Origin of the sequence: Hyphomicrobium sp. CS1GBMeth3 (assembly GCF_900117455.1) — a bacterium.
Lineage (GTDB): Bacteria > Pseudomonadota > Alphaproteobacteria > Rhizobiales > Hyphomicrobiaceae > Hyphomicrobium_C.
Map to the genome: position 1 here is coordinate 745748 of NZ_FPHO01000003.1, position 24750 is coordinate 770497.

The following is a 24750-nucleotide window of genomic DNA, read 5'->3' on the forward strand; positions in this document are numbered from 1 at the left end:
CCTCGGGTTACAAAGTACCAGACTGCCGCAGCACAAAAAGCGGCAGACCGAAAAGCAGGGGTCGAGGGTCAGTTAAACATGTCGGATTCATCCAAGGTAGGTTTGCTCCGCCAGCGTCGCGACAACATTCGCGAGTGGCTTGACGAGGAAGCCCCCTACACCGAAGTCGACCAGCGTCATCTCGATGCGCACACGCCGGAGCGGGCCTACTGGCACCACGGCTATCAGGCTGCACTAACGGACGTAATGGCTATGCTCGCCCTTGAAGGCGAAAAAACCGACACCTCGGGCATTCCCACTTAGTGCCCGGCGACCGATCGGGGTGCATACGGTTCCCCGGCGGCTGGAAGTCGTGGAACAGCTCGCACTCGGCGTGGAACGCCGCCTCGCCTGTCGTCACGCACCGGTACTTGAAAAGATTGCCGGACCCGATGCGCTCCAAAAGCGTGTCCCGGAGATTGTCGTCGGCACGGCCCACATAATGAACATAAAAGCGGCCATCCGGACCTTTGTGCCCAAGGACGAAGGCACCCGGCACAATGCGCGGAATGGCGTTCGTGATCTCGTCGTAAGCGAGCCTGAAAGGCCCGAGAAGTCCACTGCTAGACATCGCTCTTGCTGCTCGTCTGATCGCCGATAGATAGATAACGCTCATCACTCGCTCGCACGCACGACACGCTTCTTAACAGCGCCTTAAACATAGATCCCGCCGGCCTCCCTGCGAATGCCGGCGCCGCCGTTATCCTTATCGCCGGACGGCGCCTGGTAAGCGCCTGCCCCAGCATCGCTCTGACGGCCCTGACCGCCCGATGAGCTGCCAAGCCCCTGGCCCTGCCCGGACTGTCCCTGCGGCCCGCCTTGCGAAGCCGACGCACCCGCATCACCCTGCGCAACGAGCGAGACCGCCTGTCGGTTCACGTCGCTCTGCGGCGCGGCCGTGATCCCGTCGACCGAATAGCCCGCCGATGCGAGCGCTCCCGCCAACGCCTCACGCTCGCGCTCGATGACAGCCAGCGTATCGAGCCGCTGCGCTTCGATGTGAATCGAGATCACGTTGTCCTTGAGCGCGAGACGCACCGTCACGGCCCCAAGGTTGGCCGGCTTGAGCTCGAGTTCCAGCACCTTGACGGCGCCATCGGACGCCCCATCCGCAATGCCATCCGCCTTGAGTTCGGCGTGCACGTGATCCGCAATCTGATCGCTGACGGGATCTGGACCGAAGCCCATATCATGCGCTTCGCCCACGGCGCCGACAGCCTGCGTCATGCTACCCGCGACCATTGCAACGAAGGCGCCCGATCCTTGTTGCTGGGCACCGGCCCCCGACGAACCACGTCCCTCGGACTGGCGTCCGTCCTGTCCACCGATACCCGGCTCGGCGAACGCAGCACCGCGGCTCCAATCCTCCGCGATCGAGCTGCCTCGCGACGCCCCGGCAGCGCCCGTTTGCGTCTCCGGCGTAGCGCGCCGCGGCAAGCTCGCGTCCTCCGCGGCTTGAGCTGCGACAGACGCGAGGCCGACCGCATCGCCATCGGAGAACGCAGCATCCACCGCAGTCGACGAAGCACGCCCGAGCGCGAGATGCGTCTCCTGTCGCGTGACCTTTGCCTTGAGCGCGATCGGATCCTCTTCGGCGGCAGGCAATCCTGCTGCCCCGGATTTCAGAAGCGCGCGCAACTGCTCGGCATCGAGCGATCCATTTTCATCCTGAACCGCACCCGGCAACAACGGCGCAGCTTCGACCATCGCGCTACCCGTCGTGTCAGATCCCAAGCTCCTCCGCTGACCCGCCGCCGCAGCAGCCTCCGCACCACTCGCAAAAGGCGTGACGCCGAGCTCGGCGAGCATGTGTGCCAGTTCAGCCGCGCCTAAAACATCCTGCCGGACGGCATCCGGTGGGGCGGCTGCAGCTTGATCCCGATCCGACCCACCGCGCTCGCTGCCAGCCTTGTGTTCCCGCGCAGACTCATCTCCGATGCGATCGCCCGTGTGCCCATCACCCGAACGCGACGCCGTCTCCAGAGTTTCGCGAAACGACGTGTCGCCGCGATCGACAGAACCGCTGTTTGCCGCCCGCGCACCTGCGGACGGCGATGACACGCCCGATGTGACAGCCTGTGCCGTACTCACTGCTTGTCCCCTTTGAGAAGCGAATCGACCTTGCTCAGCAACGCCTGCGCACGCCCGACCGACTGGGGCTCCGCCGTCTCTTCGAGCGTTTCGGGCGCCTCGGGCCACCGCCCGACAGCCGCCGCCACCGAGAGGGCAGCGTCGCGAACCTTGAGATCGGACTCGGCAACCTTTTCCGGGTCGATCTCGTCGAGCAGCGACACGCCCTCCGCGAAATCGCTCGTCACAGCCAGCGCAGCGCCTTCGAAGAGCTTCGCGCGCTGCAACGACCGGCTGTCGGCACGGGACAGCTCGCGTGCCTTACCCGCTGCATGGCGGGCGATATCGATGTTGCCACCCTTCGTCGCCTCTTCCGCGATCGCAAGATAGAGGCCGACGCGCTCCGTCGGCGGCACCTTCTGAAGCTCGGTCTCAGTGCGCGAGATCCACTCCGAAGCACGCTTGTAGTTCTGCCGGGCAACACCGGCAAAGAACTGGCGCCGGAAGCTGCGCGCGAAAAGCGAGTTCGGAAAGCGACGCGAATATTGCTCGGCGAGCAGATCGAAGCGCTCGAGCTCGCCTTCCCGCGCCAGCAACAGGATCTGCTGCCGCAACGCCGCTTCCTCGACCAGCGTCCCCGGAGAGAGCAGACGGGCCTCGTCGAGAAATGCAATCGCTTTCTTCGGATCCTTTTTTGTGACCAGCGTGCCTTGAATCAGCGCGACAATGCCGCCGAGCAATGAATCGAGCTTGCGCGCTTCCAGCTTCTGCAGCATGCCGAGCGCATCGAGCGAGCGCCCTTCTCCGTAGGCCAGAGCCCCGCGCAAGGCACGCCGTTCGACATAAGGCGTCCGCGGACGTGTCACGATGGCTTTGAGCACAGCCGGATCGCCACCCGACAGAACGAAGAAAATGGCCGCGCGCACGTTGCGCACATCGTCCCACACGGCGACCGGCAAGGCCGTCATCTGCGCCCCGAGATCGCGCATGATCTGCCGCTGACGATCGTGAGCTTCCGCGCTCCCGGCCGCGATCTCGTCCTGCACTTTGCGGAGCGAGCGGATCAGAACATAGGGCTGCTGATCAGTCTCGACCGCGGCCGCCTCAGGCCAAAGCGCCGTCGGCAATGAGGCACCCTCATCGGCAGCCGGAGCCGTTTCCTCGGCCTCAAGCGCATCGCCATGCTGCGCCTCTGCGGCAGCCATGTTGATCAAGGCGGTGCCGCCCCCGAACGTCTTTTCCGCCCGGGCATCAGCACCGGAAAGCGCCAACCCGGCGAATGCGGCGAGCACCCATTGAAGGACACGCGAGGTCATGTGCTTGGCCTCAGCATGATCTCGATGCGCCTGTTCTCGGCCGCGTTGGGATCCTGCGGGACCTTGAGGTCCCGATCGGCACGACCTTCGATGCTCTCAAAGCGCTTTTCAGGAATGCCGCCGCGCACGAGCATGTAGTAGGCCATCTGCGCGCGGTCCATCGACAGGCGCCAATTGTTGTTGCGCTCGGTGCGGAACGGCCTCGCATCCGTGTGCCCGCGCACGATGACATTGCCATGTTGTGCGGCGAGCACCTTCGCTACCTTCTCCATCACCACGACCATCTCGGGCCGCGGCTCCGCAGACGCGCTGGCGAACATGCCAAAGCGGAAGTCGTCCGTCAGGCTGATCAGCACGCCCTCGTCGACGCGCTTCACCTCCAGGTTGGGCTTCTTGTCGGGCGCGACGCCGGCGAGCGCCTCCGCGAGCGCGCTTTCGAGAGCGCGCATCTGCTGGTCGACCTTATTAGACGCATCATCACCCACACCGGACTCCGACACCGGTTTTTTGGCCACGGCGTCCGGCGGCGCAACCTCGGCACGCTCCTCCTCGACCTCGAGTGGCCTCTCAAGCCCCGGAGCCAAGGGATGCGCGCCCGGCTCGTCTAGCGTCATCTGCTCGTGCTGGTTCTGCGCCGCCCGAGGTTGCAGCTGGCTTTGACCGGCGAAGGGTTCGAATGGATTCGTAAAGGCTTCGCCGCTAGGCAGTGCGCTGCTGCTCTGCGAAGCGTTGGCATCTTCGGACTGGCCATCAGCTTTGGCCGCAAGGCGCGCCAGAACGCCATAGGGATCGTTGAAAAGCTCTTCTTCAGCGATACGCTCCGCGCCTTCCGGAAGTTCGCCATCGCCGCCCGGCTTCGACGACTCCTTGCGCGTAATCTTGTCATCAATCTTGCTGTCCGACGGCACTCCATCGGACGTGGCCTCATCGGACGGAGCCGACTTCGGCGTTTCCTGTTCCTCCACGCCCTTCGTGGTCGGCCGCTTGGCATTGAGCTTCAGCGGATTGAAATAGGTGGCGATCTGCTGGATCTTCTCCTTGTCGGAGACATTGAGCAGCCACATCACGAGGAAGAAGGCCATCATCGCCGTCATCAAGTCGGCAAAGGCAATCTTCCAGGCGCCACCATGGTGCCCATCGTCACCCTCGCTGCCGCGACGGCGAACAATGACGACCTCGTGCGGCGCCGAGATATCTCCGTCGGCGCTCACTGATCACCCTCCGAGATGGCCGCGGCCCAGGCGCCGATCTGCGTCGCGAGGATCGTCTCATTCGCGGTGACGGTGACGTCGGGCGCATCCGTAGCGGCGAACGACAGTCCAGCATGACCGTTCGCAAGGCGCGCTTCAAGCACCGCAAGAAGGTCGGCCGGTCCCGAGATCGCGATCTTGGCGTACTCACCCTTCGAGAGCAGATCTTTGATCACGCGCGACAGCTCGTCCGTCGCGCGCACACGTGCGCGCTCGACAAGAATCGGGCCAAGGATCCCGCTGACGCTGTCGGCGATCCGCTGCTCAATAGTCTCGAAGGCGGACGCGACTAGCGCGCCCAGCTGGGCTCCGTGCTCATCGGCCCAGCGCGTCCGCTCGGCCGCAAGCCGCTGCTCGAAGGCCTCCGCAACTGCCACCGCCCGCGCATCGTGCTCCGCATCCGCCGCTGCGCGCCCTTCCACAACGCCGCGCGCGTGCGCCTCGCTGATCCGCAGCTCCACATCGGCGCCGTCCTGAGCGCCGAGCGAAGCAAACCCGCGACCGCGCCGCTGCGCCTCGCCGGAGAGATCCGTCAGATAATAGGAAACCGGGAGAGCCGTCATGCCGCGCGCTCCCGCATCCATTGCTTGAGAACGTTGGCGGCCTGCTCTTCATCGAGAGCCACCATCTGCTCGAGGCGACGCTGCGACAGGCGCATGACGTCGTTGGTGATATCCTCGATGAGATTGGGTTCGCGCTTGATGCCGAGGAGTTCGGCGGTCGCTGCGGAATCGAGCGCCAACGGGTCGGCCTCGTCGCTGGAGGCGAGCAGCGAACCCTCTTCGGCAAGAGCCGACTCGTCGGTCGCGAGAGCACCACCGGACACCTGGTCCTGCCGCTGCTCGATCAGCATGCGCGTCACCGGCCGCAATCCGAACATCACTACGATGAGCACGAGACCGAGCACGGTCAGCGCCTTGACGAGCCCGGTGACGAGCCCGATCAGCGGCCCCATCAGGCTCGCTGTATCGAAGCCGTCGCCCGGTCGCATGGACTCGGCGAACTCCACGGCCTCGACGCTGATCTGGTCGCCGCGCTTGACATCGAAACCGACGGCCGTGCTGGCCAGGCGCTCGATTTCCTTCACCTTGGCCTGGATCGCTTCCGGCGTCGCAGATTCGCCGAGCGTCTCGAGCAGACGCTTGCGATTGATCACCACCGCGATGGTGAGCCCCTCGATGCGATAGCCCTCGCTCGTCGTCGAGACGACCTTGGTGTTGAGCTCGTAGTTCGAAAGATCCTCGCGCTTCTCGTTGGTGCGCCGCGATTGATCGCCACCGGCCCCCTCCGCTTCCTGGTCCGGCACATTCTGTTCGACGCCGACAGGCGAGCGGCTGGCCGTATTCTCGTGCTTGCCGCTTTCCTTGACTACCCGCAGAGACCGCTCGACCTTGGAATCGGGATCGAACGTCGTCTCGTTGGTCTGCCGCTTGTCGATGTTGAGGTTCGCCGCGACATTGACCTCGAAGTTGTCGAGCCCGAGATAGGGCGACAGCGTCTTGCGCACATTCTCGCTGAGATCTTTGCTAACGGTCCGCTCGAGATCGAGCTTGCGGCTCGACGCCGTCGAGCTGGCGTCGCCCGCCGACGCCAGCACGGTGCCGTCGGCATTGAGAACGCTGATATCGTCGATCGTCAGTCCAGGGACAGCAGCGGAAACCAGGTGCCGGATAGCCTGTGCCATGGAGGCATCGGCGGCCATCTCGGTCCGGATGAACACCGATGCAGAGGCGGGCTGACGGCCGCGCCGGAATGAGCCGGTCTCGGGAAGCACGATATGCACCCGCGCCGCCTTCACCCCTTTCATTGCCTGGATGGTGCGCGCCAGCTCACCCTCGATCGCACGCACCCGGGTCACCTCCTGCATGAACGAGGTGAGGCCGATCGGTCCGAGCTTGTCGAACAGCTCGTATCCGGCGTTGGAACTGGACGGCAGCCCCTTCTCAGCGAGCAACATGCGCGCCTGCGCTGTCTCCTCGCGCCGCACCAGCACGCGCGTGCCATCCGCGTTGACGTCGAACACAATGCCGGCGTCCTTGAGCACGGCACCGATGCGGCTGACGTCCTGCGGGTTGAGGCCGGCATAGAGCGTGTCGTAGTCGGAGCGGCTCAGGTAATAGCTGCCGAAACCGACCGAGGCGAACACCGCCAATCCGACGAGACCGAGCGCGGCCAGCCGCTTCGTCCCAAGGGCGAGCAGATTGCTCCAGAGTTTCTCCAGTTGTTCGAGCCCGAGCATTCCCGCCCCAATTGCCTGCACGCATTTTCGGAATGATGCCGGGAGGATTCTGGTCTTTTAAGCTTGCGTGGGAATTGCGCGGCTCCGAGTAGCCAACCTTCGGCACCAAAAAGAAAAAGACCGCGCCTCGGCGCGGTCTCGAATGTCGTGGCCTCCGCCCCGTCGAGGGGCTGTCAGGCTAGCCCTGGAACAGCCTCAGGATCTGCTGCGCGGACTGGTTGGCGATACCCAGCGCCTGAACGCCGAGCTGCTGGCGGACCTGCAGCGCCTGAAGCCGCGTCGACTCCTCGTTCATATCCGCGTCGACAAGCTGGCCGATACCGACATCGATCGAATCCATGAGCTTGTTGACGAAGTCCTTTTGCAAGCTGATTCGCGACTTGGCCGCGCCAAGCAGCGTCGCCGCATCGGTCATTGTATTGAGCGCGGCATCGACGCCGTCCACCATGGCTTCGAGGCCTAGAAGATCGGTCGGATCGTCCGTAAGCGAGCTGATATCGATGCCTGTCGAGACACCGGCAATGGAGTAGGAAACAGTGCCACTTGCGATCGTATAAGTGTCCACCGTGTCCAGAATGCCGGACGCACTGCCGGAGGTGTCGAACAACATCGAGCCCGACGGCCCGATGTCGACCTCGATGGTCCCGATCGAAATGCTGCCGCTGCTGTCACGCGAGAACGAGGCGACGATGGTTTTGACAGTAGGACCGGTCGAATCACCCTGCAGCCAGTTCTCGCCCGAGAACACCGCCGAGCCCGCTGTGTTGCGCAGCTCGGCCTGAAGCTCAGCGATCTCGCTCTGGATCTTGCCGCGATCGAGACCCGGCGCGCGCGCCGCGACCAGCTTGGCCTTGATCTTGGTAATGGTCTCGATCGCGCTGTTCAGAGCGGTGACGGCAACCTCGACCGTTGCCGCACCAAGCCCGAGCGCATCCTCGACCGTAGAAACCGCCGCACGGTCGCTGCGCATCGTCGTGGCGATCGACCAGTAGGCGGCGTTGTCGGATGCGTCCCTGACCTTGAGACCCGTCGAAACACGGTTCTGCGTGACCAGCATTTCCTTGTTGGTCTGGGCCAGGGTCTGCAGCGCGGTCATGGCCGCGACATTGGTGTTCAAGCTGCTCATGACAGCGCCCCTCTACCGATTCGTGAACCATTGTTCATGCCGAACCTTGTGCGGGGATTGCCGGAGGGGAAGCGCAGCCGGATGCCTGAACGAGCTGGCCCATGCCGAAAAAAGAAGAAGCCGCGAACCCGGCTGGGCCCGCGGCTTCCTCGGAAGCTGAATGTGGGGTCGGCTTACTGGAACAACCGCATGATCATCTGAGCCGACTGGTTGGCGATACCCAGCGCCTGGATGCCGAGCTGCTGACGGACCTGCAGCGCCTGAAGCCGCGTCGACTCCTCGTTCATGTCCGCGTCCACGAGTTGGCCCACACCGGTATCGATGGCGTCGATCAGACTCTTCGCGAAGTCCTTCTGGATGTCGATGCGGGTCTTGACGGCGCCGAGCGCAGTGGCAGCGTCCGTCATGCTGCCGATCGCCGAATCAACCGTCTTCATCATGTCCTCGATGATAGAGAGGTCCGTGCTTTCGTCGGTCAGCGAGGAAATGTCGAGCGACAGAATGGTATACGAGGTCGAGCCGCTCGAGGCTTCGGTATTGAGGATGCCGGTAGCCGACGAACCGTTCGTATCGATCAGACGCGTTTCATCGAGGTCGACCGTGATCGTTCCGATCTCGATCGAACCGTCCGAAGCGCGAGAGAAGGACGAGACAAGCGTGCGCGTGGTCGTGGTGTCTGCACTATCGCCGGTGAGCCAGTTCTGGCCGTTGAAGGTTGCGCCATCAACGATGCTCTGCAACGAGGACTGAAGCTCTTTGATCTCGCTCTGGATCTTTGAGCGGTCGACGCCAGGCGTGCGGGCTGCAAGAAGCTTGTCCTTGAGCTTGCCAGCGACTTCGATGGCGCTCTCGATGCCCTTCGCAGCGATCTCGGCCGTGGCCGAGCCGAGGCCGAGCGCGTCGAGCACCGTCGAGAGTGAGGAGCGATCACTGCGCATCGTGGTCGCGATCGACCAATAGGCGGCGTTGTCGGATGCATCCGAAACACGGTAGCCTGTGGAAACGCGGTTCTGAGTGACAAGCAACTCTTTGTTGGTTTGATTCAGGCTCTGCAACGCGGTCATTGCCGCGATGTTCGTGTTGATGCTGCTGCCCATTGTAAGGATTTCCCTATCCGACTCTGTCCCGCTCCAAGTCGGGCTTTCATGGCCGAGAATAGGGTGTGTTGCTTACCGAACAGTTAACCTGTGTTCCAAAATCATCAGATCAGCCCTGAGACGGGCTGGCGGAACCTACTTGCAAGGCTCGCAAAAGCCCCACGCAAGCTTCAAGCACGCATGGAAAACAAGAACGGCCGCGCCCGGATGGGGCGCGGCCTCTCGAAATTGGCGTCGAAGAAAGTCCGCTCGAAACTTAGCGGAACAGCGACAGGATCGACTGAGCGCCCTGGTTGGCGATGCTGAGAGCCTGGATGCCAAGCTGCTGCTTCACCTGCAACGCCTGCAGTCGCGTCGATTCTTCGTTCATGTCCGCATCGACCAGCTGACCGACACCCTTGTCGATGGCAGACTTCATGCTGTCGGCGAAGTCTTTCTGAATGTCGATGCGGGTCTTGATAGCGCCAAGCGAGGTTGCAGCGTCCGTCATGCTGCCGATCGCCGTATCGACCGTCTTCATCATGTCCTCGATGACCGCGAGATCGTCGGTCGAGTCGGTGAGCGCCGAGATGTCGAGGCTGAGAACCGTGTACGACGTCGAACCACTGCTGGCCTCCGTGTTGAGGATACCGGTGGCCGCCGAGCCGTTGGTATCGACCAGGCGTGTATCGTCGAGATCGATCGTGATCGTGCCAATCGAGATCGAGCCGTCGGAACCACGCGTGAACGACGAGACGATAGAGCGAGTAGTCGTCGTATCGGCGCTATCGCCCGTCAGCCAATTCTGGCCGTTGAAGCTTGCGCCATCAACGATGCTCTGCAGCGAATCCTGAAGCTCTTTGATCTCGCTCTGAATCTTGGCGCGATCGATGCCCGGCGTGCGGGCGGCCAGTAGCTTGTCCTTGAGCTGGCCGGCAACCTCGATGGCGCTCTCGATGCCCTTCGTGGCGATCTCGGCCGTGGCCGAGCCGAGGCCGAGAGCGTCCGAAACCGTCGAAATCGAGGAACGATCGGAGCGCATCGTGGTCGCAATCGACCAGTAGGCGGCATTGTCGGAGGCGCTGGCAACGCGCAGACCGGTAGAAATGCGGTTCTGCGTCTGAAGCATTTCCGCGTTGGTGGACCGCAACGTCTGGAGCGCGGTCATGGACGCGACGTTCGTGTTGATGCTACTCATTTGTACTACCCTTACGCTACGCGATATGGCCGTACAGTCGGCCCCGCTACACCGCGGCAGCGCGTTCGGGCATACTCCCCCCGAAACTCAATCTGCCACTGGAGCGGACTTTAGCCGGGATATATTGATCCCGAGTTAAACGGACCTTGCTGGCCTCCATAAAATAGTCAGATCCGTGACAAAGTGCTGGAGCGACCTCGGGAAGTAGCTACATCCAGCTTCCGACGTGGTCGTTCTTATGTCGGGAACGATCGCACAAGCCCGCCGATGAGCAGGTTCCAGCCATCGATCAACACAAAGAAGAGCACCTTGAACGGCAAGCTCATGACCGTTGGCGGCAACATCATCATGCCCATCGACATGGTCAGCGTTGCCACGATGAGGTCAATGACGAGAAACGGCAGCACGACGAGGAAGCCCATCTCGAAGCCGCGCCTGAGCTCGGAGATCATGAAGGCCGGAATGAGCACCCGCAACTCGACCTCCGCATCCGGCGCCCTCGCGCCGAAGCGCTCCTCGGCGAGGTCCTGGAATAGCTCGAGATCCTTCGGCCGCACGTTGGCGCTCATGAACTCCCGCAACGGCTGCGTGATCTGAGCGTAAGCCTCCTCCTCGCTGATCTTGTTCTCGGCGAACGGCTTGAGACCGTTCTGCCAGATCCGATCGAAGGTCGGAGCCATGACATAAAAGGTCATGAACAGCGCCAGACTGACCAGGATCATGTTCGCGGGCGTCGTCTGCAGGCCGAGGCCGGCGCGCAGCATCGCCAGCACGATCACGAACCGAGTGAAGCACGTGACCATCATCAAAAGCCCAGGCGCGATCGAGAGCATGGTGATCAGCACGATGAGCTGCACCATGCGGCCGGTCACCGTCTGCTCGCCGGTCGGCAGCAGGCCCTCGAGGCTGAGGCCCTGCGTTTGCGCCAACGCCGTGCCAGGGATCACCACCAGAAAAAGAAGCAAGGACAGGAGCGCGAGCCGCCTCATTCGACAACGACCCCGTGGATGATGACGTCCTTGATATGCTCGCGATCGCGGATGACGGCCCGATCCACGAGATCCTCGCGCAAGTTCTGAAAGCCGCTCGGGCCTTCGAATTGCGAAAGCGACGCCGTGCGCAGATAAGCCACGAAATCTTGAGCAAGCTGGGCTGCGAGAATGTCGCTGCCTTGCGCCAACCCGTCGACGAGCAGCGATGCCTCAATGCGGATCCACGCATCGCGCGGCTCGGCCAGATTGACCACCACGGGCGTCATCGCGACCAGCATTGCCGTCGAAGACATCGTCGCTTCTTGCTTTTTGACGGCCTTGCTCTCGTTCTCCGCCTGCTCGGATTTTGCATCCGCATCCGGCTCGCTGGCGAGAAAGAGGCCGAATCCGGCACCGAACCCGAGCGCGACGAGCGTCACGACGACGAGACCGATCAGGCCGCCGCCTTTACCCCCATTCTTGTTCTCGATAGCCGCCACCGGTCGCTCCTCAGAACGGAGTCAACAGGTCGAACAACTGCTGACCGATGGCCGGTTGCTGCACTTCGCTTATCCGGCCCCTGCCGCCGTAGGAGATGCGCGCTTCGGCGACCTTGTCGTAATCGATGGTGTTCTCGGTCGAGATGTCGCGCGGACGCACGATGCCGGCCACGCTGAGTTCGCGCACCTCGTAATTGACGCGCACTTCCTGGCTACCGCTGACGATCAGATTGCCGTTTGGCAGCACACCCGTGACCACGGCTGCGATGAGAAGATCGATCTTCTCGGAGCGCGTGATCCCTCCCTTGCTGTCGGTTGAGGTCTCGCCCTCGACTTCCGCGTCGATCGAAAGGTCGCCCGTATGCGCGAGCCCGCCCGTGGTCTGGAAATCGTAGCCAAGCTTGGGATTGAGCTTCGACTTGGAATCGCGCGAACGCTTGGAGTTGTTGTCCAGCGTCGCCTTGTCCTTGATCGAGATCTTGACCGTAACCACATCGCCGATCTTGCGGGCGCGCGGATCGCGAAAGAGATCGGCGCTTGCATCCTGCCAGATCGAATTGCCCGCGTGATAGGCCGGCTGTGGTGCAGGCTCGGCCGGCAGCGGAACGCGGTCAGCCAGCAGTCCTGACCCGACCGCCGTCAGCGCCGGCGGCCGGTTGATGTCACCCGGATCCACGGCACACCCAGCCACAAGCGCGACCAGCGCCACCGAAACGGCCAAAGCCGGTGCCTCGAACAGCACCGGCGTCCATTTGCGCGCCCGCTCGATCATGATCCGGATCCTTCCACGGGCGTAAGCTGATCCCCAGGTTCGGCAGCCGCCGGCTTGGCAGCGGCTTCCTCAGCCGCCCCGCGACGCTTGTCACGCGGCACCTTGCCGGCGCCCGAGATGATCAACGCGATCTTGGCCGCACGCTCCGGATCCATTTCACCCATGATCTGGCTGGCCACTTTGGTCTCGAGCTTCATCACCACCGCCGCCGCCACCTCTTCGTCGAGCGTCGCGATCTGGACGGCCGCCGCGTCAGGCCGCATACGTGAATAAAACCCCACCAGCTTTTCGTGAGCCTTGCGTGAGAACTCGTCGCGCCGGGCAAGCCAGCGCTTGTACTCGTTCGTCTTCGCCTCGAGTTGCTGGGCCCTCTTGTCGAGCTCGTCCCCCATCTCGCGGATCTTCTTGGCCTGCCAGGCAAAGCGGGCATCTGCAGCGGTGTCCGCAGTATTGAAGCAGTATTGCTGCGCTGCGCTTGCGTCCGGCGGCAGAGCATCGAGCGGACCTGGCTTCTTGAACAGCGGCTCCACCGTCCCTGCAGCGTCCTGAGGACCTTGCGCCAGAATGGCCGGCGCGTCGGGATCGCTCGCGGCGTTTACCGGCGCCGCTCGCTTGCCCGCCGCGATCGCCGGAAGCGGCATCGGACGGATGGGCGAGAGATCAATCGGCGGAACCGGAGCCGGCTCCGCCTGCCGGGCCGCACCTCTAGCCGGCACGCGCGGCTCGGATTGCGGAATGGCCCCGGTCTCGATCGGCGAGATCACCTTGGGTGGCGTAGCGCGCTTGACCGGCGCCTGATCCGCGGGCGCGGGAAAATACTTGGGATCGATCCGCGTCGGCTCACGATTGAGCGCGCCGGGCAAAGGCTCCTGCAGCGTTCCCCCTGGCGCTGTCGCCACCGTCGGCGTCCAGTCCTGCGCGACCGCAGCCGAAGCAGCAAAGAGCGCGCTCAGAAGAAGCGCGAGACCCGTAACCTTCAAGTGCTCGCCAGATTGCATCATTGCACGACAAGCTCCGCCTGCAGCGCGCCTGACGTCTTGATAGCCTGCAGAATGGCGATGACGCCGATCGGCTTGAGCCCCATCATGTTGAGACCGCGCACCAGCGTCTCGAGATTGGTGCCACCCATGATGGCAAGATTGGCCCCTTCCTGGTTGACCGACACGAAGGTCTCGGGAACGACGACCGTCTCACCGTCGGAGAACGGCTCCGGCTGCGAAACTTGGGCACCTTCCGTGATGCGCACGGTCAGGCTGCCGTGCGAAACGGCCACAGTCGCGATCCGCACCTCGCGGCCGATAACGACGGTTCCCGTGCGCTCGTCGATGACGACGCGCGCCGGGCTGTCGGCCTCGGTGTAGAGCTGTCCGACCTCGCCAAGAAAACGCGCCGCCGTGATGTTGTGCGGTCGCTCGAGCATCACCGTCCTCAGATCGCGCTCACGCGCCACACGGCGGCCATAACGCTCCTTCGCAAAGGCATTGATGGTGTCGGTGATATGCACCGCCGTCGCGAAATCCGGATTGCGCAGCTCGAGCACCAGCGTCCGCTCGTCGTCGAGTGCCCCCGCCACCTCGCGCTCGACCAGCGCGCCGTTCGGAATGCGGCCCGTCGTAGGAACGTTCTGACTGACGGATTCCGCCCGCCCCTGCGCCTGGAAGCCGCTGACAGCAATCGGCCCTTGGGCCACGGCATAGATAACTTGATCTGGCCCGGAGAGCGGCGTCATCACGAGCGAACCACCCGCGAGCGATGTTGCGTCACCGAGCGACGACACCGTGACATCCATACGTGATCCCGCGCCGGCGAATGGCGGCAGGTCCGCAGTCACCAAAACGGCGGCGATGTTGCGTGTTCGCGAGTTGGCGTCGCGGATATTGACGCCCATCTGATCGAGCATCGACTGGAACGACCGCTCGGTGAACGGGGAGTTGCGCAGGCTGTCGCCGGTGCCATTGAGGCCCACGACGAGACCGTAGCCGACGAGCTGGTTGGCGCGCACGCCCTGTATGGACGTGATGTCCTTGATGCGAACGGCATCACCACCGCCCGCCGCCGCAGGCAACGCGTGTAGAATAACAAGAACAATTGCGAGAAGGCTTCTCATGGCCCCACCCGCACGGTGCCGTCGGCTTGCACAACACCCCGGATCGTTGTGCCGCTGTCCGTGTTGCGCAGGCTGATGACATCGCCGGCAGAGCCGGCTTGAAGCGAGACAGCCGTCGCCGAGATGAGCAATCCACCGGCCTGGAAGATGACGACCGCAGGCTGACCTTGCTGCACGGCATGCGCCTCGCGCACGCCACCCGCTGGAACCGGCGCGTTCGGCAGCAGCGTTCCGCGCGCGACCTTCCCAACCAGCATCTCGCGCGTCGTCGCGATCCCCTGCACGCTCGACGCATTGCCACGGAAGGCCTTGTCGACCAGCATCTCCTCGGTGATGACGTTCCCAGGATAGATGGTGACACGCGGCACGGGCAGCACGATATCGCGCGCCAGAGCCGGCATCACCGAAGCGGCGAGCGCCATGCCAAACAGCGCAAGGCAGAGTCCGACGTGCGTCGAGAACGCGCGTCGGCCCGGCAGTCTCGTCCGTGCGGGCTTCAGACCACGCGCCATCAGCCTTGCGCCCCCTCGTTACCGCATGTTGTTGGCAACCGTGCCGTACATGGAATCGACCGTCTGGATGACCTTCGAGTTCATCTCATAGGCGCGCTGCGCCGAGATGAGCTGCGTGATCTCCTTCACGGCATCGACGTTCGAGTTTTCGAGATAGCCCTGATGGATGCGCGCGAAGCCGGGGTCTCCCGGAACACCCGTCACCGGATCTCCCGAGGCCTCGGTCTGCTTGTAGAGATTGCCGCCCATGGGCTCGAGACCGGCATCGTTTACGAACGTCGCAAGCGCAATCTGGCCGAGAAGCTGCGGATCGACCTGGTTCGGGATCGTGACGTAGACTTCGCCCGTCTCGTTGACGATGATGTCGGTCGCATCCTGCGGAACCGTCATCGCCGGCTGCACCTCGTAGCCGTCGAGCGTCACGATCACGCCCTGGTCGTTTTTGTTGAAAGCACCATCGCGCGTGTAAAAGGTCTCGCCGTCCGCGCCCGTGATCTGAAACCATCCGCGGCCATTGAGCGCGAGGTCGAGCTTGTTCGTCGTCTGCGCGAGCGAACCCTGCTGATGCAGGTTGCGGATCGCAGCCGTACGTACACCGAGGCCCACGTAGGCGCCTTCCGGCGCGGCCGCCTGACCGCCGCGCGTCGGCGCGCCAAGCGCGCGCTCCGCCTGATAAAGCAGATCCGTGAACTCCGCCCTCGCCCGCTTGAAGCCGGTTGTGTTGATGTTCGCGATGTTGTTCGCGATCACCTCGAGGTTGGTCTGCTGCGCGTTCATGCCCGTCGCAGCAATCGAAAGCGCTCTCATGGAACTGTCCTGGCTTACCCGCTAGATGGTCATGCGGCTGATTTCGAGATAGGCGGAAACAACCTTGTCGCGTATGGCGATGCCGGCCTGGAGTGTCTGCTCGGAGGCCATCACGGCTTCCACCACTTGCTGCGTCGAAGCCTGTCCGCGCACGCCCGCGACCGCCATCTCTTCGCCCTGCTTGAGCGTGCTGATCGCTTCCAGCGTCATGCGTCCGAGAACGGTTCCGAAGTCCGTCGGCAACGGCTCTGTCGCAACCGGATTCGGCGTCGAGACCACCGGCGCCGGCTGCGCCAGCCCCTGCGCGCCACCAACCCCCAACGGTGAAACCTTGCCGATACCGTCCAGCATCACGAATTCCTGAGCAGATCGATGGTCATCGAAGACAGCGCCCGCGCCTGCTTCACGACCTGAAGGTTGGCTTCATACGAGCGGTTGGATTCGCGCATGTCCGCGAGTTCGACCAGCATGTCGACATTGGGCATCTTGACGTTGCCGTCGGCATCGGCCGCCGGATGCCCGGGATCGTACTCGGTGCGATAGGGCCGCTTGTCGGTGTCGACGCGATCAACCTTCACGAGACTCGCCCCAGAGACATCATCGAGCACGGATTCGAAGCTCACCGTTTTGCGCGTGTAGGGCTGCGCGCCGGGCGTACTGCCAGTCGTCGTGGCGTTGGCCAAGTTTTCTGACACGACGAGCATGCGCCGCGACTGGGCCTCGAGCCCCGAGGACGCCACCTGGATCGCAACTCGGATCGGATCAATCATCGGTTATCCCCGCGACGAGGCCAGCAGCATGCGATGGAAGGTCTTCATGACGCCGGTGTTGCGCGCATAAGCGCCCGCCACCTCGCTCGACTTAAGCATCTGCTCTTCGAGGCCGACGCTGTTGCCGGAATGCACGAGCTGCCACTTGCCGTTCTCTTCCGTCTGCTCATCGCTTCCGGCACCGCTGACGGGGCTCAAGTGGCGCGTCTGCGTCTTGCGCATCTCGACGCCCGTCGCATTGAGAACGGCCTCGAACGGCTCCACATCGAGCGCCTTGTAGCCGGGGGTGTTCACGTTGGCGACGTTCTGCGCCACCACGGACTGGCGCACCGAGAGCCAGCGGTTCTGCTGCGACGCCAGCGAGAAGAAGTTGATGGGGTCCATGGAAGCGCGGGTCCCGCCTGGGCCATGACCGCGCGGGTCTCAAAGACCCGACACTGAATCATAGACCTCGCCAAAAGCTCGCTTTGGTTCTAGAGCGCTTATCTTGTCCGAAGCTTGTGGTCGGCCTCCCGAAGGGGAAGTGCTGAAGCGAGAAAGACACGGCGGCAGAAAGTGTTAACGGGCGACGGCAAGCATCGTCTCACCCCAGCAGTCCGCTACCCCGAATGCCGTCGAACACGGCCTGCACCGCGATGGCCGCGAGCAGGATGCCAAACACGCGCATCAAGACGCGTTGTGCCGTCACCCCGAGGAATCGGGTCAGATCGTTGGCGGCAAGCAGAAGGCCGAACGTGAGCACCATCACCGCGGCCAGCGCCGCGACTGTCGCGACAAGTTCGAGCGGATTGGCGTCCGCGTTGGCGGCCATGAGAATACCTGCGCTCATGGCACCCGGACCGGCAAGCAGCGGCGTCGCCAATGGAAACACCGCGAGATCGTCCTTGTGTTGTGCCTCCGCCCCTTCCGACGGCGTGAGCTTGAAGGCGCTCGTCGGCCTGGCGAACACCATGTCGAGCGCGATGGCGAGCAGGATGATCCCGCCCGCAGTCTGCAGCGCCGCGATGGAAACGCCGAGTTGCTTCAGCAGTGGCCCGCCGGCCAGCGTTGACGCAACGAGGATCGAGCTCGCGATGACCGTGGCGCGGAAGGCGATTCGCCGGCGCTCGAGGCCCGACACCCCAGGCGTCAGCGTCGCGAAGATCACGGCCGCCTCCACAGGGCCGATCGTGGCGAAGAACGTCGTGAAGCTCGTAAGCGCAGCACCCAGCATCGAACCCGATTCCGATCACCGACTGGGCAATCTAGAGAGATGCCGCGCCGCTTTGCTAGCCGCCCTGTTAGCAGCCACCTGAAAGTGCTGCTAAGCATATGATATCAATGAATAATATTTGAAATCCCGCGCGGCTCGCCTTAACCTGTTCTAGTTAACATTGCAAGACCGGAGGCGACATTTGAGCACTGCCGACGCCGATTTCGTCCGCATGCTTGCGGGCTACAGCCTAACCACCGCCGAGATCATCTACCGCCTGCCCGACCACCCGCATCTGATGCAGAGCTACATCTGGCAGGAGTACGATCTTCACCCGCGCTTTCCCAAGCTGCAGAGCTTTCTCGATTTCTGGTCACGCAATCTGGAAGGCAAGCTGCATCAGGTGCTCGTCGCACACGCCAGCCTGATCAAGCCATGCGAGATGCGCCTCATCGGCGCGGAATACCGGCTGAACTGAGCGGGCAGCGTCTTCGCGCTAGCCGGCGTCCGCGCCCGCTTCGTGCGGACGCCGCTTGCGCGAAACCGGAACGAGGCGCGCATCCTCGATCGCCTCGATCAGCCGCGCTGTGTTCTTGTCCGGATCGTCCGAGCCACCATCGAACGAGACGTAGGTAATCTCGATGCCGGCCTGCAGCGATCGCAACACCAAGCGGAAGTAGGCCGAAACGTTGAGATGATGGAATTCCATGTCGAGCGAGATGCAGGGCGCGCTGCCCCACGGCGCATCGATCTCGCCCGAAAGCCCAAAGGTGATCGTGCCGGGCTTGAAGAACATTTCCGTCGACGAGTTGACGAGATTGCGCAGGTTTCCGAATTGCTCGGTGCGGATATAGGCGATGTAATCGGCCGGATCGATGAGCCTCAGCTCCGAAGCAACGTCCCTCAAGCCCTCCGCCAAAGCCTTTTCCCGCTCGCGAGAATAATCTCTGCCTTGCTTCAGCATATCTCGATCCTCACATGGCCCGCCGCGCCTGCTTGCCCCTCTGGGAGAGGAACAAGATGACGCCGGCGACGGCCTTGTAGAACTCCGGTGGAATCATCTTATCCACCTCGACGCTTGCGTAGAGCGATCTAGCTAGAGAACGGTCCTCGTAGACAGGTATTCCATTCTGCTCGGCAATGAAGCGTATTTTAAGCGCGATCAGGTCTTTACCCTTAGCCACAACTACGGGGGCGCCACCTTCCTCGCGCACGTAACGCAGCGCCACGGAGTAGTGCGTCGGGTTGGCGATAACGAGCGTCGCCTTCGGCACCGAGGCGATCATGCGGCGCCGCGAACGGTCCCTCTGCAGCGATCTCAAGCGCATCTTGATCAGCGGATCGCCTTCCGCTTGCTTATGCTCATCCTTGACCTCCTGCTTGGTCATACGCAGGTCGCGCCGCCAGGAGAAACGGCTCCATGCAAGGTCCGCCCCGACAAGAACCGCCATCGCCGCCACCACCGCCGACAGGAAGCGCACGCCCAGATTCTGCATCAACTGAGGCGTCGCAGTGGGTTCCATGAAGAGAGCGTTGAAGATGTCGGTGTAGGAGCTCTTCATCGCCACGTAGCCCGCCCCCGCCACGATCGAGAGCTTGAACACGCTCTTCAGGAATTCGACCTGCCCCTTGATGCCGAAGATGCGGCTGAAGCCCTTGGCGATCGAGATCCGATCGAGCTTCGGTTCGATGCGATCAAAAACCACACTCGGTTGGTGCTGGAACACCGCGCCGGCAATACCGGCGACAGCAAGAATGACGATGAAGGGAGCCAGGAACTTTCCGGTTTCCGCCGCGATCGCGTACATCAGCGCTGTCGCATCGGCACCGTTGGAAATCAGAAAGCTTTCCGGCCGGTCGATGAAGCTCTCGAGCATCGCGCGCATTTGCACGACGTTGTCCGAGAACATGAACACGGCTGCGATCAGAATGGCCGTCATCGACGCCAGCACGGTGGCGTCGCGCGAGTGCGGGACTTGCCCCTTGTTGAGCGAGTCCCGGATTTTTTTCTCGGTGGCCTCTTCTGTTCTACTCTCTTTGTCTGGCTGCTCTGCCATCGAGATGAGACCTGATCAGAAGGGCGGACCGAGGAGCTGGCTGAAAAGATGCAATGCCGTTGAGCTCCGCGCCGACTCAGGCCACGCGCGTCGGAGCGGCAGCGCCCAGAACTTCTGTCAGGGAGACGCCGAAGCGCGAGTTGTCCTCGTCGAGAACGACCACCTCTCCGCGCGCGATGACGCGCCCGTTCACCACCACATCGACCGGCTCGCCGACCTTGCGGTCGAGCGGCACAACGGCGCCGCGGCCAAGCTTCAGCACGCTGGCAACCGGCATCGTCGCCGACCCCAGCACGACTTTCACCGATACCGGGATCTGCAGCACCGTCTCCAGATGCCGAGGCTTTTGCCCGGGAGCCGCAGCAGCTTTGCCCGCGGCCTCGACCAATGCGTCCTCCTGCACGCCATCACCGATGGTCTGCAGCCCGGCTGCAGCGGAGCGGATGTCGGAACCTTCTTGGCTCATCGCGGTAACCCTGCGTTGGATGGTCGTTGAGGCGCTCGGCCCTACTTTTACGCTGCGATCGAAACGCGTGTGCTACGCGGCCTTCTTGGCTTCACCTCCGCCGCCCAGCGTCTCGGCCTCGACTTCATCGATGGTCGGACGCTCATAGGCGGAGATCGTCTTGCGGCCATACTCGACCGCAACTTGCGGCATGGCACCGTTCATGAACGCGAGCAGCGTCTGCTTGGTCACGATGTAAAGGCGCATCTGCTTTTCGCGCCCCGACTTCACCTTGGTCGCAAGCGGCGCGAACACGCCGTAGGAAAAGAAGATGCCCGCGAAGGTACCGACGAGAGCCGCGCCGATCAGATGCCCCAGCACCTCCGGCGGCTCGGTGATGGCACCCATGGCTTTGATGACGCCGAGCACGGCCGCGATGATGCCGATCGCCGGCAGGCCGTCCGCGATGTTGGTAATGGCGTGATAGGCCTTGAGCTTGTCGTTGCGCAGCGTCTGGATCTCTTCGTCCATCAGCGCCTCGACTTCGTGCGTCCGCGCATTGCCGATAATGATCAGCCGGCAATAGTCGCAGATGAACGTTGTCAGGTCCTTGTTGGCGAGCACCGTGCCGAACTTCTGGAAGATCGACGACTCCTCCGGTAGATCGATGTGCTTCTCGACCTCGTTGCGCGGCTTGCTCCTGAGCTCACGCATCAGCGAGTAAAGCAGCCCCATGACATCGAGATAATGCCGGCCAGACGGCGCCGCCTTGCCGAACGCTTCGCCGAACCCCTTGCCCGTGTCCTTGATCACCTTCATCGGATTGGCGACGATGAACGTGCCGAGCGATGTTCCGAGAATGATCACGAATTCCCAGGGCTGCCAAAGCACGTCGACGTGCCCGCCCATGGCCATATAGCCACCGAGCATGCAGCCGAGCATCACGACAAGGCCGAGGATGATCGTCACGAGGGACCTCGCGCATTAATGGTTGTCACCGCATTACTAGCCGCGCCCTCCTTGTGCGAGCCTGACGATACGCTGCCGATTGGGGGGATCGAGCGGAGTCAGCCTGAGGCAAGGCCTTCGCGCCAGACTGGCCGCCTTCGATCGCCCAAGGAGCCTTCCTGCGGGCCTATTGATTCGACACCGTCTGAAGCCGCAGTGCCCGCGGCGCGGAGAGCCCAATGCAGCCAAGCCTCTACGTCTCGCTGTCTGGCCAGATGGCGACGATGCGCCGCTTGGAGACGCTGGCCAACAACGTCGCCAACGTGAATACCGCGGGCTTCCGCGCCGAGGAGATCAAGTTCGACGAGCTTCTGTCCGATCGGACGGAGCAGCCGACGGCGTTCGTCTCCGGTGGTAGCACCTACATTTCGCGCGAGCCGGGCCCGACGGTCCGCACCGAGAACCCTCTCGACGTTGCCGTATCGGGCGATGCCTGGCTTGCCTTCCAAAGCCCGAACGGCCCCGTCTATACGCGTGACGGGCGCATGACCATGACGCCGGATGGCGAGCTTCGGACGCTCGAAGGCCATCCCGTGCTCGACGTCGGCGGCGCACCGATCCAGCTCAATCCCAACGGCGGTGCCCCGCAGATCGCCCGCGACGGCACCATCACGCAAGGTGGGCAGCAGCTAGGCGCTTTGGGCCTGTTCACGATCCCCGAGCAAGCACACCTCACGCGTTACTCGAACTCCGGCGTAATTCCTGACATTGCCGCCCAGCCCGCCCTCGACTTCAATCGTGTCGGCGTCATGCAGGGCTTCATGGAGCAGGCAAACGTCAATCCTGTCTCCGAGATCTCGCGTCTGGTTCAGATCCAGCGCGCGTTCGACTCGATCAGCAACGCCATGACGCGTACCGAGGAGACGCTGTCGGGAGCGGTCCGCTCGCTGGGTGAGACGAGCTGAAACTGATCCACGCCTGTCGCACTCGCAGGCTGAGCAGGAACGTCACGCCAAGGACACGCGATGAGCGAGGCATCCCCCGAGCTGGAACCAGAAGCCCCGGCGCCGGCGCCCGCTCGGCGCCCGACGGCGCTCGATCTCCTAGCTCAGCGCGTCGCGCATGCATCCCCCATGCCCCTCGTGCGCATCGGGGGCGCCGTAACCCACGTCACGCCCGCCTACGTTCAGGTCTCGGGGCTCTCACATCGCCTGAAGCTCGGCGACTGCATCGCCTTTGGCAACGCGGAGAAGCCGCCCCTCGGTGAGGTCGTGCGCATCGACGAGGGCGGCGCCACCATCAAGCCGTTCGACGCCAGCCTCAAGATCGGCCCCGGCGAGGCAGCGTGGCTACATGGCGATCAAAGCCTGCGACCCGATCTCTCCTGGAAAGGCCGCGTGTTGAACGCGCTCGGCATCGCGATCGACGGCCAGGGCACGTTGCGTGAAGGCGCCCGCACATATGCCTTCGACGCCGAGCCTCCCTCCGCCATGAGCCGCCAGCGCGTGCGCGCCCCGCTCAAGACGGGTGTCCGCATGATGGATCTGTTCACACCCCTCTGTGCCGGTCAGCGCATCGGCATCTTCGCCGGCTCCGGTGTCGGCAAATCGACGCTGCTTTCCATGATGGCCCGTTCGCACGGCTTCGACACCGTTGTGCTGGCGCTCGTCGGAGAGCGCGGCCGCGAGGTGCGCGAGTTCCTGGAGGATGCCCTGGCGCAGAACCGCGCCCGCGCCGTGACGGTCGTCTCGACCGGCGACGAGAGTCCGATGATGCGCCGCTTGGCGCCTAAAACGGCCCTCGCCATCGCCGAGTTCTTCCGCGATCAGGGCGACAGCGTTCTCTTGATCGTCGATTCGGTCACCCGTTTCGCCCACGCGACGCGCGAGGTCGCCCTCGCCGCCGGAGAAGCACCCGTCGCGCGCGGCTACACGCCGTCGGTCTTCAGCGAGTTGCCGAAGCTCCTCGAGCGTGCCGGCCCCGGCGCAGAGGGCACAGGCTCGATCACCGGGGTCTTCTCCGTGCTCGTCGACGGTGACGACCACAACGATCCCATTGCCGACAGCATCCGCGGCACGCTCGATGGCCACGTCGTGCTCGATCGCAAAATCGCCGACCAGGGTCGCTATCCGGCCGTCAATGTGCTGACATCCGTCTCGCGCCTCGCCAACACCGTGTGGTCGGCAGAGCAGCGCAAGCTCGTGATGATGCTGCGCGCCATGATCTCCCACTTCGAGGACACGCGCGACCTTCGGCTAATGGGCGGTTATCAGAAAGGCGCCGACGCGGAGCTCGACAGGGCGATCGAGATCGTGCCCAAGCTCTACGAGGTCATGAAGCAGACGCTGAGCGACCCGCCGAGCGCCGACCCCTTCCAGGAGATCGCCCGCGCGCTGACCGAGACCAAGGACGACGCACAGAAGCCAGGCCAGCAGCGATAAGCTGCAGGCACCCGCTACGACCGCTCGCCGCCTCGCATGTCTTTCTTGGGGATGTACGAAAGCTGATCGATCAGCACGTCGCGCACGACCTCTACGCCGAGCCGCTTATTGACGTTCTCGCCCAGACGCTTGGCGAGAACCGGCAGATCCTGCTTCTTCATGTTCTGGAAGTTGACCTGCTCGCCGGCGTAGATTGTCTTGAACGCCTCGTCGAGCACATAGACCTCGGGATTGACCGGCACCTTTGCGAGCGCCGTGGCATCGACGGTGAATACGAACTGCGCGACGATATAACCCTGGATCGTGCCCGCTCCGATGATCGGCACGTTGATGGCCTTGGTCCGATACTCCTCGACTTTCGCCTCGCCATCACCCGCCCTCGGCCCGCCACTGCCCTTTTGCCAGTGCAGCATGCCGAACGCCGCGCCAAGCGTCACGATCGAGGCCCAGACGCCGACAAGCAGAAGCTTCATAATGGGCGTCGCACGGCAGACGATATGGCCTGCGTATAGGTGCCGTCGGATTCGGCCTGCCGAATGGCGTCGGCAATCGAGGTCGAAACCTCGCGCACGGCCTCAAGATGCACCTTAAGCGCGGCCTGATTGACGGCCAGCTTGACCTTGAGCGCGCCGACACGCGCCGTCAGCGCCGGATCGGAGCCCACGCCCTGGATATGACGCAGCGAGCGCGTCAGCTCGAGCAGCGCCTGGCTCTTGCGATCGTTGAACTCCTTGAGATTTATCGCCTTACGCGTCCTGAGCGCATGCGTTTCCTGGTCGACGATCTCCTCGAGCCGCTGCAGCGAAATCTCGAGCGTCGGAACCACCGCGCCCCGTGGCGCCTGTGGAGCCGCCGTAAAAGGCGCGGCTTCAGGGCGTGAGGGCTGCATCGTGGGTGCTGACGGCTGATACATG

The 24750-nt window shown here is 63.4% G+C and carries 29 protein-coding genes; 4 read left to right on the forward strand and 25 right to left on the reverse strand.

What is annotated here, in order from left to right:
* Nucleotides 1-78 precede the first annotated feature (78 nt).
* Nucleotides 79-303, forward strand: coding sequence for a hypothetical protein (locus CS1GBM3_RS19275; protein ID WP_083567430.1), 225 nt, complete (start codon nt 79-81; stop codon nt 301-303).
* A gap of 390 nt (nt 304-693) precedes the next feature.
* On the opposite strand, the gene CS1GBM3_RS10730 is transcribed toward CS1GBM3_RS19275, so the two are convergent.
* From CS1GBM3_RS10730 to CS1GBM3_RS10820, 19 genes are all read right to left on the reverse strand, one after another.
* Nucleotides 694-2130, reverse strand: a complete 1437-nt coding sequence (locus CS1GBM3_RS10730; RefSeq protein ID WP_139247881.1) for a flagellar hook-length control protein FliK — start codon at nt 2128-2130, stop codon at nt 694-696.
* Nucleotides 2127-3425 carry a hypothetical protein gene (locus tag CS1GBM3_RS10735; RefSeq protein WP_072395268.1) on the reverse strand — a complete coding sequence of 433 codons (1299 nt, stop codon included), beginning with the start codon at nt 3423-3425 and terminating at the stop codon, nt 2127-2129. Before CS1GBM3_RS10735 ends, CS1GBM3_RS10730 begins: the two co-directional genes overlap by 4 nt.
* The gene (locus tag CS1GBM3_RS10740; RefSeq protein ID WP_083567434.1) at nt 3422-4636 is read right to left on the reverse strand and encodes a MotB family protein; all 1215 of its coding nucleotides are present in this window, start codon (nt 4634-4636) and stop codon (nt 3422-3424) included. Before CS1GBM3_RS10740 ends, CS1GBM3_RS10735 begins: the two co-directional genes overlap by 4 nt.
* On the reverse strand, nt 4633-5238 hold the full coding sequence (locus tag CS1GBM3_RS10745; RefSeq protein ID WP_139247882.1) for a hypothetical protein: 606 nt from the start codon (nt 5236-5238) through the stop codon (nt 4633-4635). Before CS1GBM3_RS10745 ends, CS1GBM3_RS10740 begins: the two co-directional genes overlap by 4 nt.
* A complete protein-coding gene (gene fliF / locus CS1GBM3_RS10750; RefSeq protein WP_072395272.1) occupies nt 5235-6914 on the reverse strand; it encodes a flagellar basal-body MS-ring/collar protein FliF in 1680 nt (559 codons plus the stop codon). Before fliF ends, CS1GBM3_RS10745 begins: the two co-directional genes overlap by 4 nt.
* 178 nt (nt 6915-7092) lie before the next feature.
* On the reverse strand, nt 7093-8040 hold the full coding sequence (locus CS1GBM3_RS10755) for a flagellin N-terminal helical domain-containing protein (protein ID WP_072395274.1): 948 nt from the start codon (nt 8038-8040) through the stop codon (nt 7093-7095).
* A gap of 173 nt (nt 8041-8213) precedes the next feature.
* Nucleotides 8214-9137, reverse strand: coding sequence for a flagellin N-terminal helical domain-containing protein (locus CS1GBM3_RS10760; protein WP_072395276.1), 924 nt, complete (start codon nt 9135-9137; stop codon nt 8214-8216).
* Nucleotides 9138-9393: 256 nt separating this feature from the next.
* The gene (locus tag CS1GBM3_RS10765; RefSeq protein ID WP_072395277.1) at nt 9394-10314 is read right to left on the reverse strand and encodes a flagellin N-terminal helical domain-containing protein; all 921 of its coding nucleotides are present in this window, start codon (nt 10312-10314) and stop codon (nt 9394-9396) included.
* 236 nt (nt 10315-10550) lie between these two features.
* The gene (gene fliP, locus CS1GBM3_RS10770; protein WP_072395279.1) at nt 10551-11303 is read right to left on the reverse strand and encodes a flagellar type III secretion system pore protein FliP; all 753 of its coding nucleotides are present in this window, start codon (nt 11301-11303) and stop codon (nt 10551-10553) included.
* A complete protein-coding gene (locus CS1GBM3_RS10775; protein ID WP_072395281.1) occupies nt 11300-11785 on the reverse strand; it encodes a flagellar basal body-associated FliL family protein in 486 nt (161 codons plus the stop codon). The genes fliP and CS1GBM3_RS10775 overlap by 4 nt, the downstream gene beginning before the upstream one ends.
* A gap of 10 nt (nt 11786-11795) precedes the next feature.
* The gene (gene flgH, locus CS1GBM3_RS10780; protein ID WP_072395283.1) at nt 11796-12557 is read right to left on the reverse strand and encodes a flagellar basal body L-ring protein FlgH; all 762 of its coding nucleotides are present in this window, start codon (nt 12555-12557) and stop codon (nt 11796-11798) included.
* Nucleotides 12554-13558, reverse strand: coding sequence for a MotE family protein (locus CS1GBM3_RS10785; protein ID WP_072395285.1), 1005 nt, complete (start codon nt 13556-13558; stop codon nt 12554-12556). Before CS1GBM3_RS10785 ends, flgH begins: the two co-directional genes overlap by 4 nt.
* The gene (gene flgI, locus CS1GBM3_RS10790; protein ID WP_072395287.1) at nt 13555-14664 is read right to left on the reverse strand and encodes a flagellar basal body P-ring protein FlgI; all 1110 of its coding nucleotides are present in this window, start codon (nt 14662-14664) and stop codon (nt 13555-13557) included. The genes CS1GBM3_RS10785 and flgI overlap by 4 nt, the downstream gene beginning before the upstream one ends.
* On the reverse strand, nt 14661-15176 hold the full coding sequence (gene flgA, locus CS1GBM3_RS10795; RefSeq protein ID WP_083567435.1) for a flagellar basal body P-ring formation chaperone FlgA: 516 nt from the start codon (nt 15174-15176) through the stop codon (nt 14661-14663). Before flgA ends, flgI begins: the two co-directional genes overlap by 4 nt.
* Nucleotides 15177-15194: 18 nt before the next feature.
* The gene (gene flgG / locus CS1GBM3_RS10800; RefSeq protein ID WP_072395289.1) at nt 15195-15983 is read right to left on the reverse strand and encodes a flagellar basal-body rod protein FlgG; all 789 of its coding nucleotides are present in this window, start codon (nt 15981-15983) and stop codon (nt 15195-15197) included.
* A 21-nt stretch (nt 15984-16004) separates the two neighbouring features.
* Complete coding sequence (locus tag CS1GBM3_RS10805) at nt 16005-16334, reverse strand: flagellar hook-basal body complex protein FliE (RefSeq protein ID WP_072395290.1); 330 nt, start codon at nt 16332-16334, stop codon at nt 16005-16007.
* Entirely contained in the window at nt 16334-16753 is a 420-nt protein-coding gene (gene flgC, locus CS1GBM3_RS10810; RefSeq protein ID WP_072395291.1) for a flagellar basal body rod protein FlgC, read from the reverse strand. The genes CS1GBM3_RS10805 and flgC overlap by 1 nt, the downstream gene beginning before the upstream one ends.
* A 3-nt stretch (nt 16754-16756) precedes the next feature.
* The gene (gene flgB, locus CS1GBM3_RS10815) at nt 16757-17137 is read right to left on the reverse strand and encodes a flagellar basal body rod protein FlgB (RefSeq protein WP_072395292.1); all 381 of its coding nucleotides are present in this window, start codon (nt 17135-17137) and stop codon (nt 16757-16759) included.
* Between the two features lie 199 nt (nt 17138-17336).
* Nucleotides 17337-17966, reverse strand: a complete 630-nt coding sequence (locus CS1GBM3_RS10820) for a MarC family protein (RefSeq protein WP_072395293.1) — start codon at nt 17964-17966, stop codon at nt 17337-17339.
* Between the two features lie 211 nt (nt 17967-18177).
* Here CS1GBM3_RS10820 and CS1GBM3_RS10825 point away from each other — a divergent pair, with 211 nt between their 5' ends.
* Nucleotides 18178-18423: an usg protein gene (locus CS1GBM3_RS10825; RefSeq protein ID WP_072397423.1), complete on the forward strand. Its 246-nt coding sequence runs from the start codon at nt 18178-18180 to the stop codon at nt 18421-18423.
* A gap of 18 nt (nt 18424-18441) precedes the next feature.
* On the opposite strand, the gene CS1GBM3_RS10830 is transcribed toward CS1GBM3_RS10825, so the two are convergent.
* The 4 genes from CS1GBM3_RS10830 to motA all read right to left on the reverse strand — a co-directional run bounded on the left by CS1GBM3_RS10830 (nt 18442) and on the right by motA (nt 21416).
* On the reverse strand, nt 18442-18909 hold the full coding sequence (locus tag CS1GBM3_RS10830) for a hypothetical protein (RefSeq protein WP_072395294.1): 468 nt from the start codon (nt 18907-18909) through the stop codon (nt 18442-18444).
* Nucleotides 18910-18919: 10 nt separating this feature from the next.
* Entirely contained in the window at nt 18920-20002 is a 1083-nt protein-coding gene (gene flhB / locus CS1GBM3_RS10835; protein ID WP_072395295.1) for a flagellar biosynthesis protein FlhB, read from the reverse strand.
* Nucleotides 20003-20078: 76 nt separating this feature from the next.
* Nucleotides 20079-20468: a flagellar motor switch protein FliN gene (gene fliN, locus CS1GBM3_RS10840; RefSeq protein ID WP_072395296.1), complete on the reverse strand. Its 390-nt coding sequence runs from the start codon at nt 20466-20468 to the stop codon at nt 20079-20081.
* Between the two features lie 72 nt (nt 20469-20540).
* The gene (gene motA, locus CS1GBM3_RS10845; RefSeq protein WP_072395297.1) at nt 20541-21416 is read right to left on the reverse strand and encodes a flagellar motor stator protein MotA; all 876 of its coding nucleotides are present in this window, start codon (nt 21414-21416) and stop codon (nt 20541-20543) included.
* 218 nt (nt 21417-21634) lie between these two features.
* Between motA and flgF the strand changes: the two genes are divergently transcribed.
* Entirely contained in the window at nt 21635-22360 is a 726-nt protein-coding gene (gene flgF, locus CS1GBM3_RS10850) for a flagellar basal-body rod protein FlgF (protein WP_072395298.1), read from the forward strand.
* Nucleotides 22361-22420: 60 nt separating this feature from the next.
* The gene (fliI, locus tag CS1GBM3_RS10855) at nt 22421-23836 is read left to right on the forward strand and encodes a flagellar protein export ATPase FliI (protein WP_072395300.1); all 1416 of its coding nucleotides are present in this window, start codon (nt 22421-22423) and stop codon (nt 23834-23836) included.
* 14 nt (nt 23837-23850) lie between these two features.
* Here the strand turns inward: fliI and CS1GBM3_RS10860 are convergent, their stop codons facing one another.
* Both CS1GBM3_RS10860 and CS1GBM3_RS10865 read right to left on the reverse strand, forming a co-directional pair.
* Nucleotides 23851-24309, reverse strand: a complete 459-nt coding sequence (locus CS1GBM3_RS10860) for a hypothetical protein (protein ID WP_083567437.1) — start codon at nt 24307-24309, stop codon at nt 23851-23853.
* The gene (locus tag CS1GBM3_RS10865; RefSeq protein ID WP_244534628.1) at nt 24306-24749 is read right to left on the reverse strand and encodes a hypothetical protein; all 444 of its coding nucleotides are present in this window, start codon (nt 24747-24749) and stop codon (nt 24306-24308) included. Before CS1GBM3_RS10865 ends, CS1GBM3_RS10860 begins: the two co-directional genes overlap by 4 nt.
* Nucleotide 24750: the final 1 nt, after the last annotated feature.

Coding starts and splice junctions, on each gene's coding strand:
- CS1GBM3_RS10820 (WP_072395293.1), bottom strand. CDS start 17,966: ATGCTGGGTGCTGCGCTTACGAGCTTCACGACGTTCTTCGCCACGATC.
- fliI (WP_072395300.1), top strand. CDS start 22,421: ATGAGCGAGGCATCCCCCGAGCTGGAACCAGAAGCCCCGGCGCCGGCG.
- flhB (WP_072395295.1), bottom strand. CDS start 20,002: ATGGCAGAGCAGCCAGACAAAGAGAGTAGAACAGAAGAGGCCACCGAG.
- fliF (WP_072395272.1), bottom strand. CDS start 6,914: ATGCTCGGGCTCGAACAACTGGAGAAACTCTGGAGCAATCTGCTCGCC.
- CS1GBM3_RS10745 (WP_139247882.1), bottom strand. CDS start 5,238: ATGACGGCTCTCCCGGTTTCCTATTATCTGACGGATCTCTCCGGCGAG.
- flgB (WP_072395292.1), bottom strand. CDS start 17,137: ATGGACCCCATCAACTTCTTCTCGCTGGCGTCGCAGCAGAACCGCTGG.
- CS1GBM3_RS10755 (WP_072395274.1), bottom strand. CDS start 8,040: ATGAGCAGCTTGAACACCAATGTCGCGGCCATGACCGCGCTGCAGACC.
- CS1GBM3_RS10830 (WP_072395294.1), bottom strand. CDS start 18,909: ATGCTGAAGCAAGGCAGAGATTATTCTCGCGAGCGGGAAAAGGCTTTG.
- CS1GBM3_RS10825 (WP_072397423.1), top strand. CDS start 18,178: ATGCTTGCGGGCTACAGCCTAACCACCGCCGAGATCATCTACCGCCTG.
- flgC (WP_072395291.1), bottom strand. CDS start 16,753: ATGATTGATCCGATCCGAGTTGCGATCCAGGTGGCGTCCTCGGGGCTC.
- flgI (WP_072395287.1), bottom strand. CDS start 14,664: ATGAGAAGCCTTCTCGCAATTGTTCTTGTTATTCTACACGCGTTGCCT.
- flgA (WP_083567435.1), bottom strand. CDS start 15,176: ATGGCGCGTGGTCTGAAGCCCGCACGGACGAGACTGCCGGGCCGACGC.
- CS1GBM3_RS10735 (WP_072395268.1), bottom strand. CDS start 3,425: ATGACCTCGCGTGTCCTTCAATGGGTGCTCGCCGCATTCGCCGGGTTG.
- CS1GBM3_RS10860 (WP_083567437.1), bottom strand. CDS start 24,309: ATGAAGCTTCTGCTTGTCGGCGTCTGGGCCTCGATCGTGACGCTTGGC.
- CS1GBM3_RS10765 (WP_072395277.1), bottom strand. CDS start 10,314: ATGAGTAGCATCAACACGAACGTCGCGTCCATGACCGCGCTCCAGACG.
- fliN (WP_072395296.1), bottom strand. CDS start 20,468: ATGAGCCAAGAAGGTTCCGACATCCGCTCCGCTGCAGCCGGGCTGCAG.
- fliP (WP_072395279.1), bottom strand. CDS start 11,303: ATGAGGCGGCTCGCGCTCCTGTCCTTGCTTCTTTTTCTGGTGGTGATC.
- flgH (WP_072395283.1), bottom strand. CDS start 12,557: ATGATCGAGCGGGCGCGCAAATGGACGCCGGTGCTGTTCGAGGCACCG.
- CS1GBM3_RS10865 (WP_244534628.1), bottom strand. CDS start 24,749: ATGTATCAGCCGTCAGCACCCACGATGCAGCCCTCACGCCCTGAAGCC.
- flgF (WP_072395298.1), top strand. CDS start 21,635: ATGCAGCCAAGCCTCTACGTCTCGCTGTCTGGCCAGATGGCGACGATG.
- CS1GBM3_RS10805 (WP_072395290.1), bottom strand. CDS start 16,334: ATGCTGGACGGTATCGGCAAGGTTTCACCGTTGGGGGTTGGTGGCGCG.
- CS1GBM3_RS10785 (WP_072395285.1), bottom strand. CDS start 13,558: ATGATGCAATCTGGCGAGCACTTGAAGGTTACGGGTCTCGCGCTTCTT.
- CS1GBM3_RS10760 (WP_072395276.1), bottom strand. CDS start 9,137: ATGGGCAGCAGCATCAACACGAACATCGCGGCAATGACCGCGTTGCAG.
- CS1GBM3_RS19275 (WP_083567430.1), top strand. CDS start 79: ATGTCGGATTCATCCAAGGTAGGTTTGCTCCGCCAGCGTCGCGACAAC.
- flgG (WP_072395289.1), bottom strand. CDS start 15,983: ATGAGAGCGCTTTCGATTGCTGCGACGGGCATGAACGCGCAGCAGACC.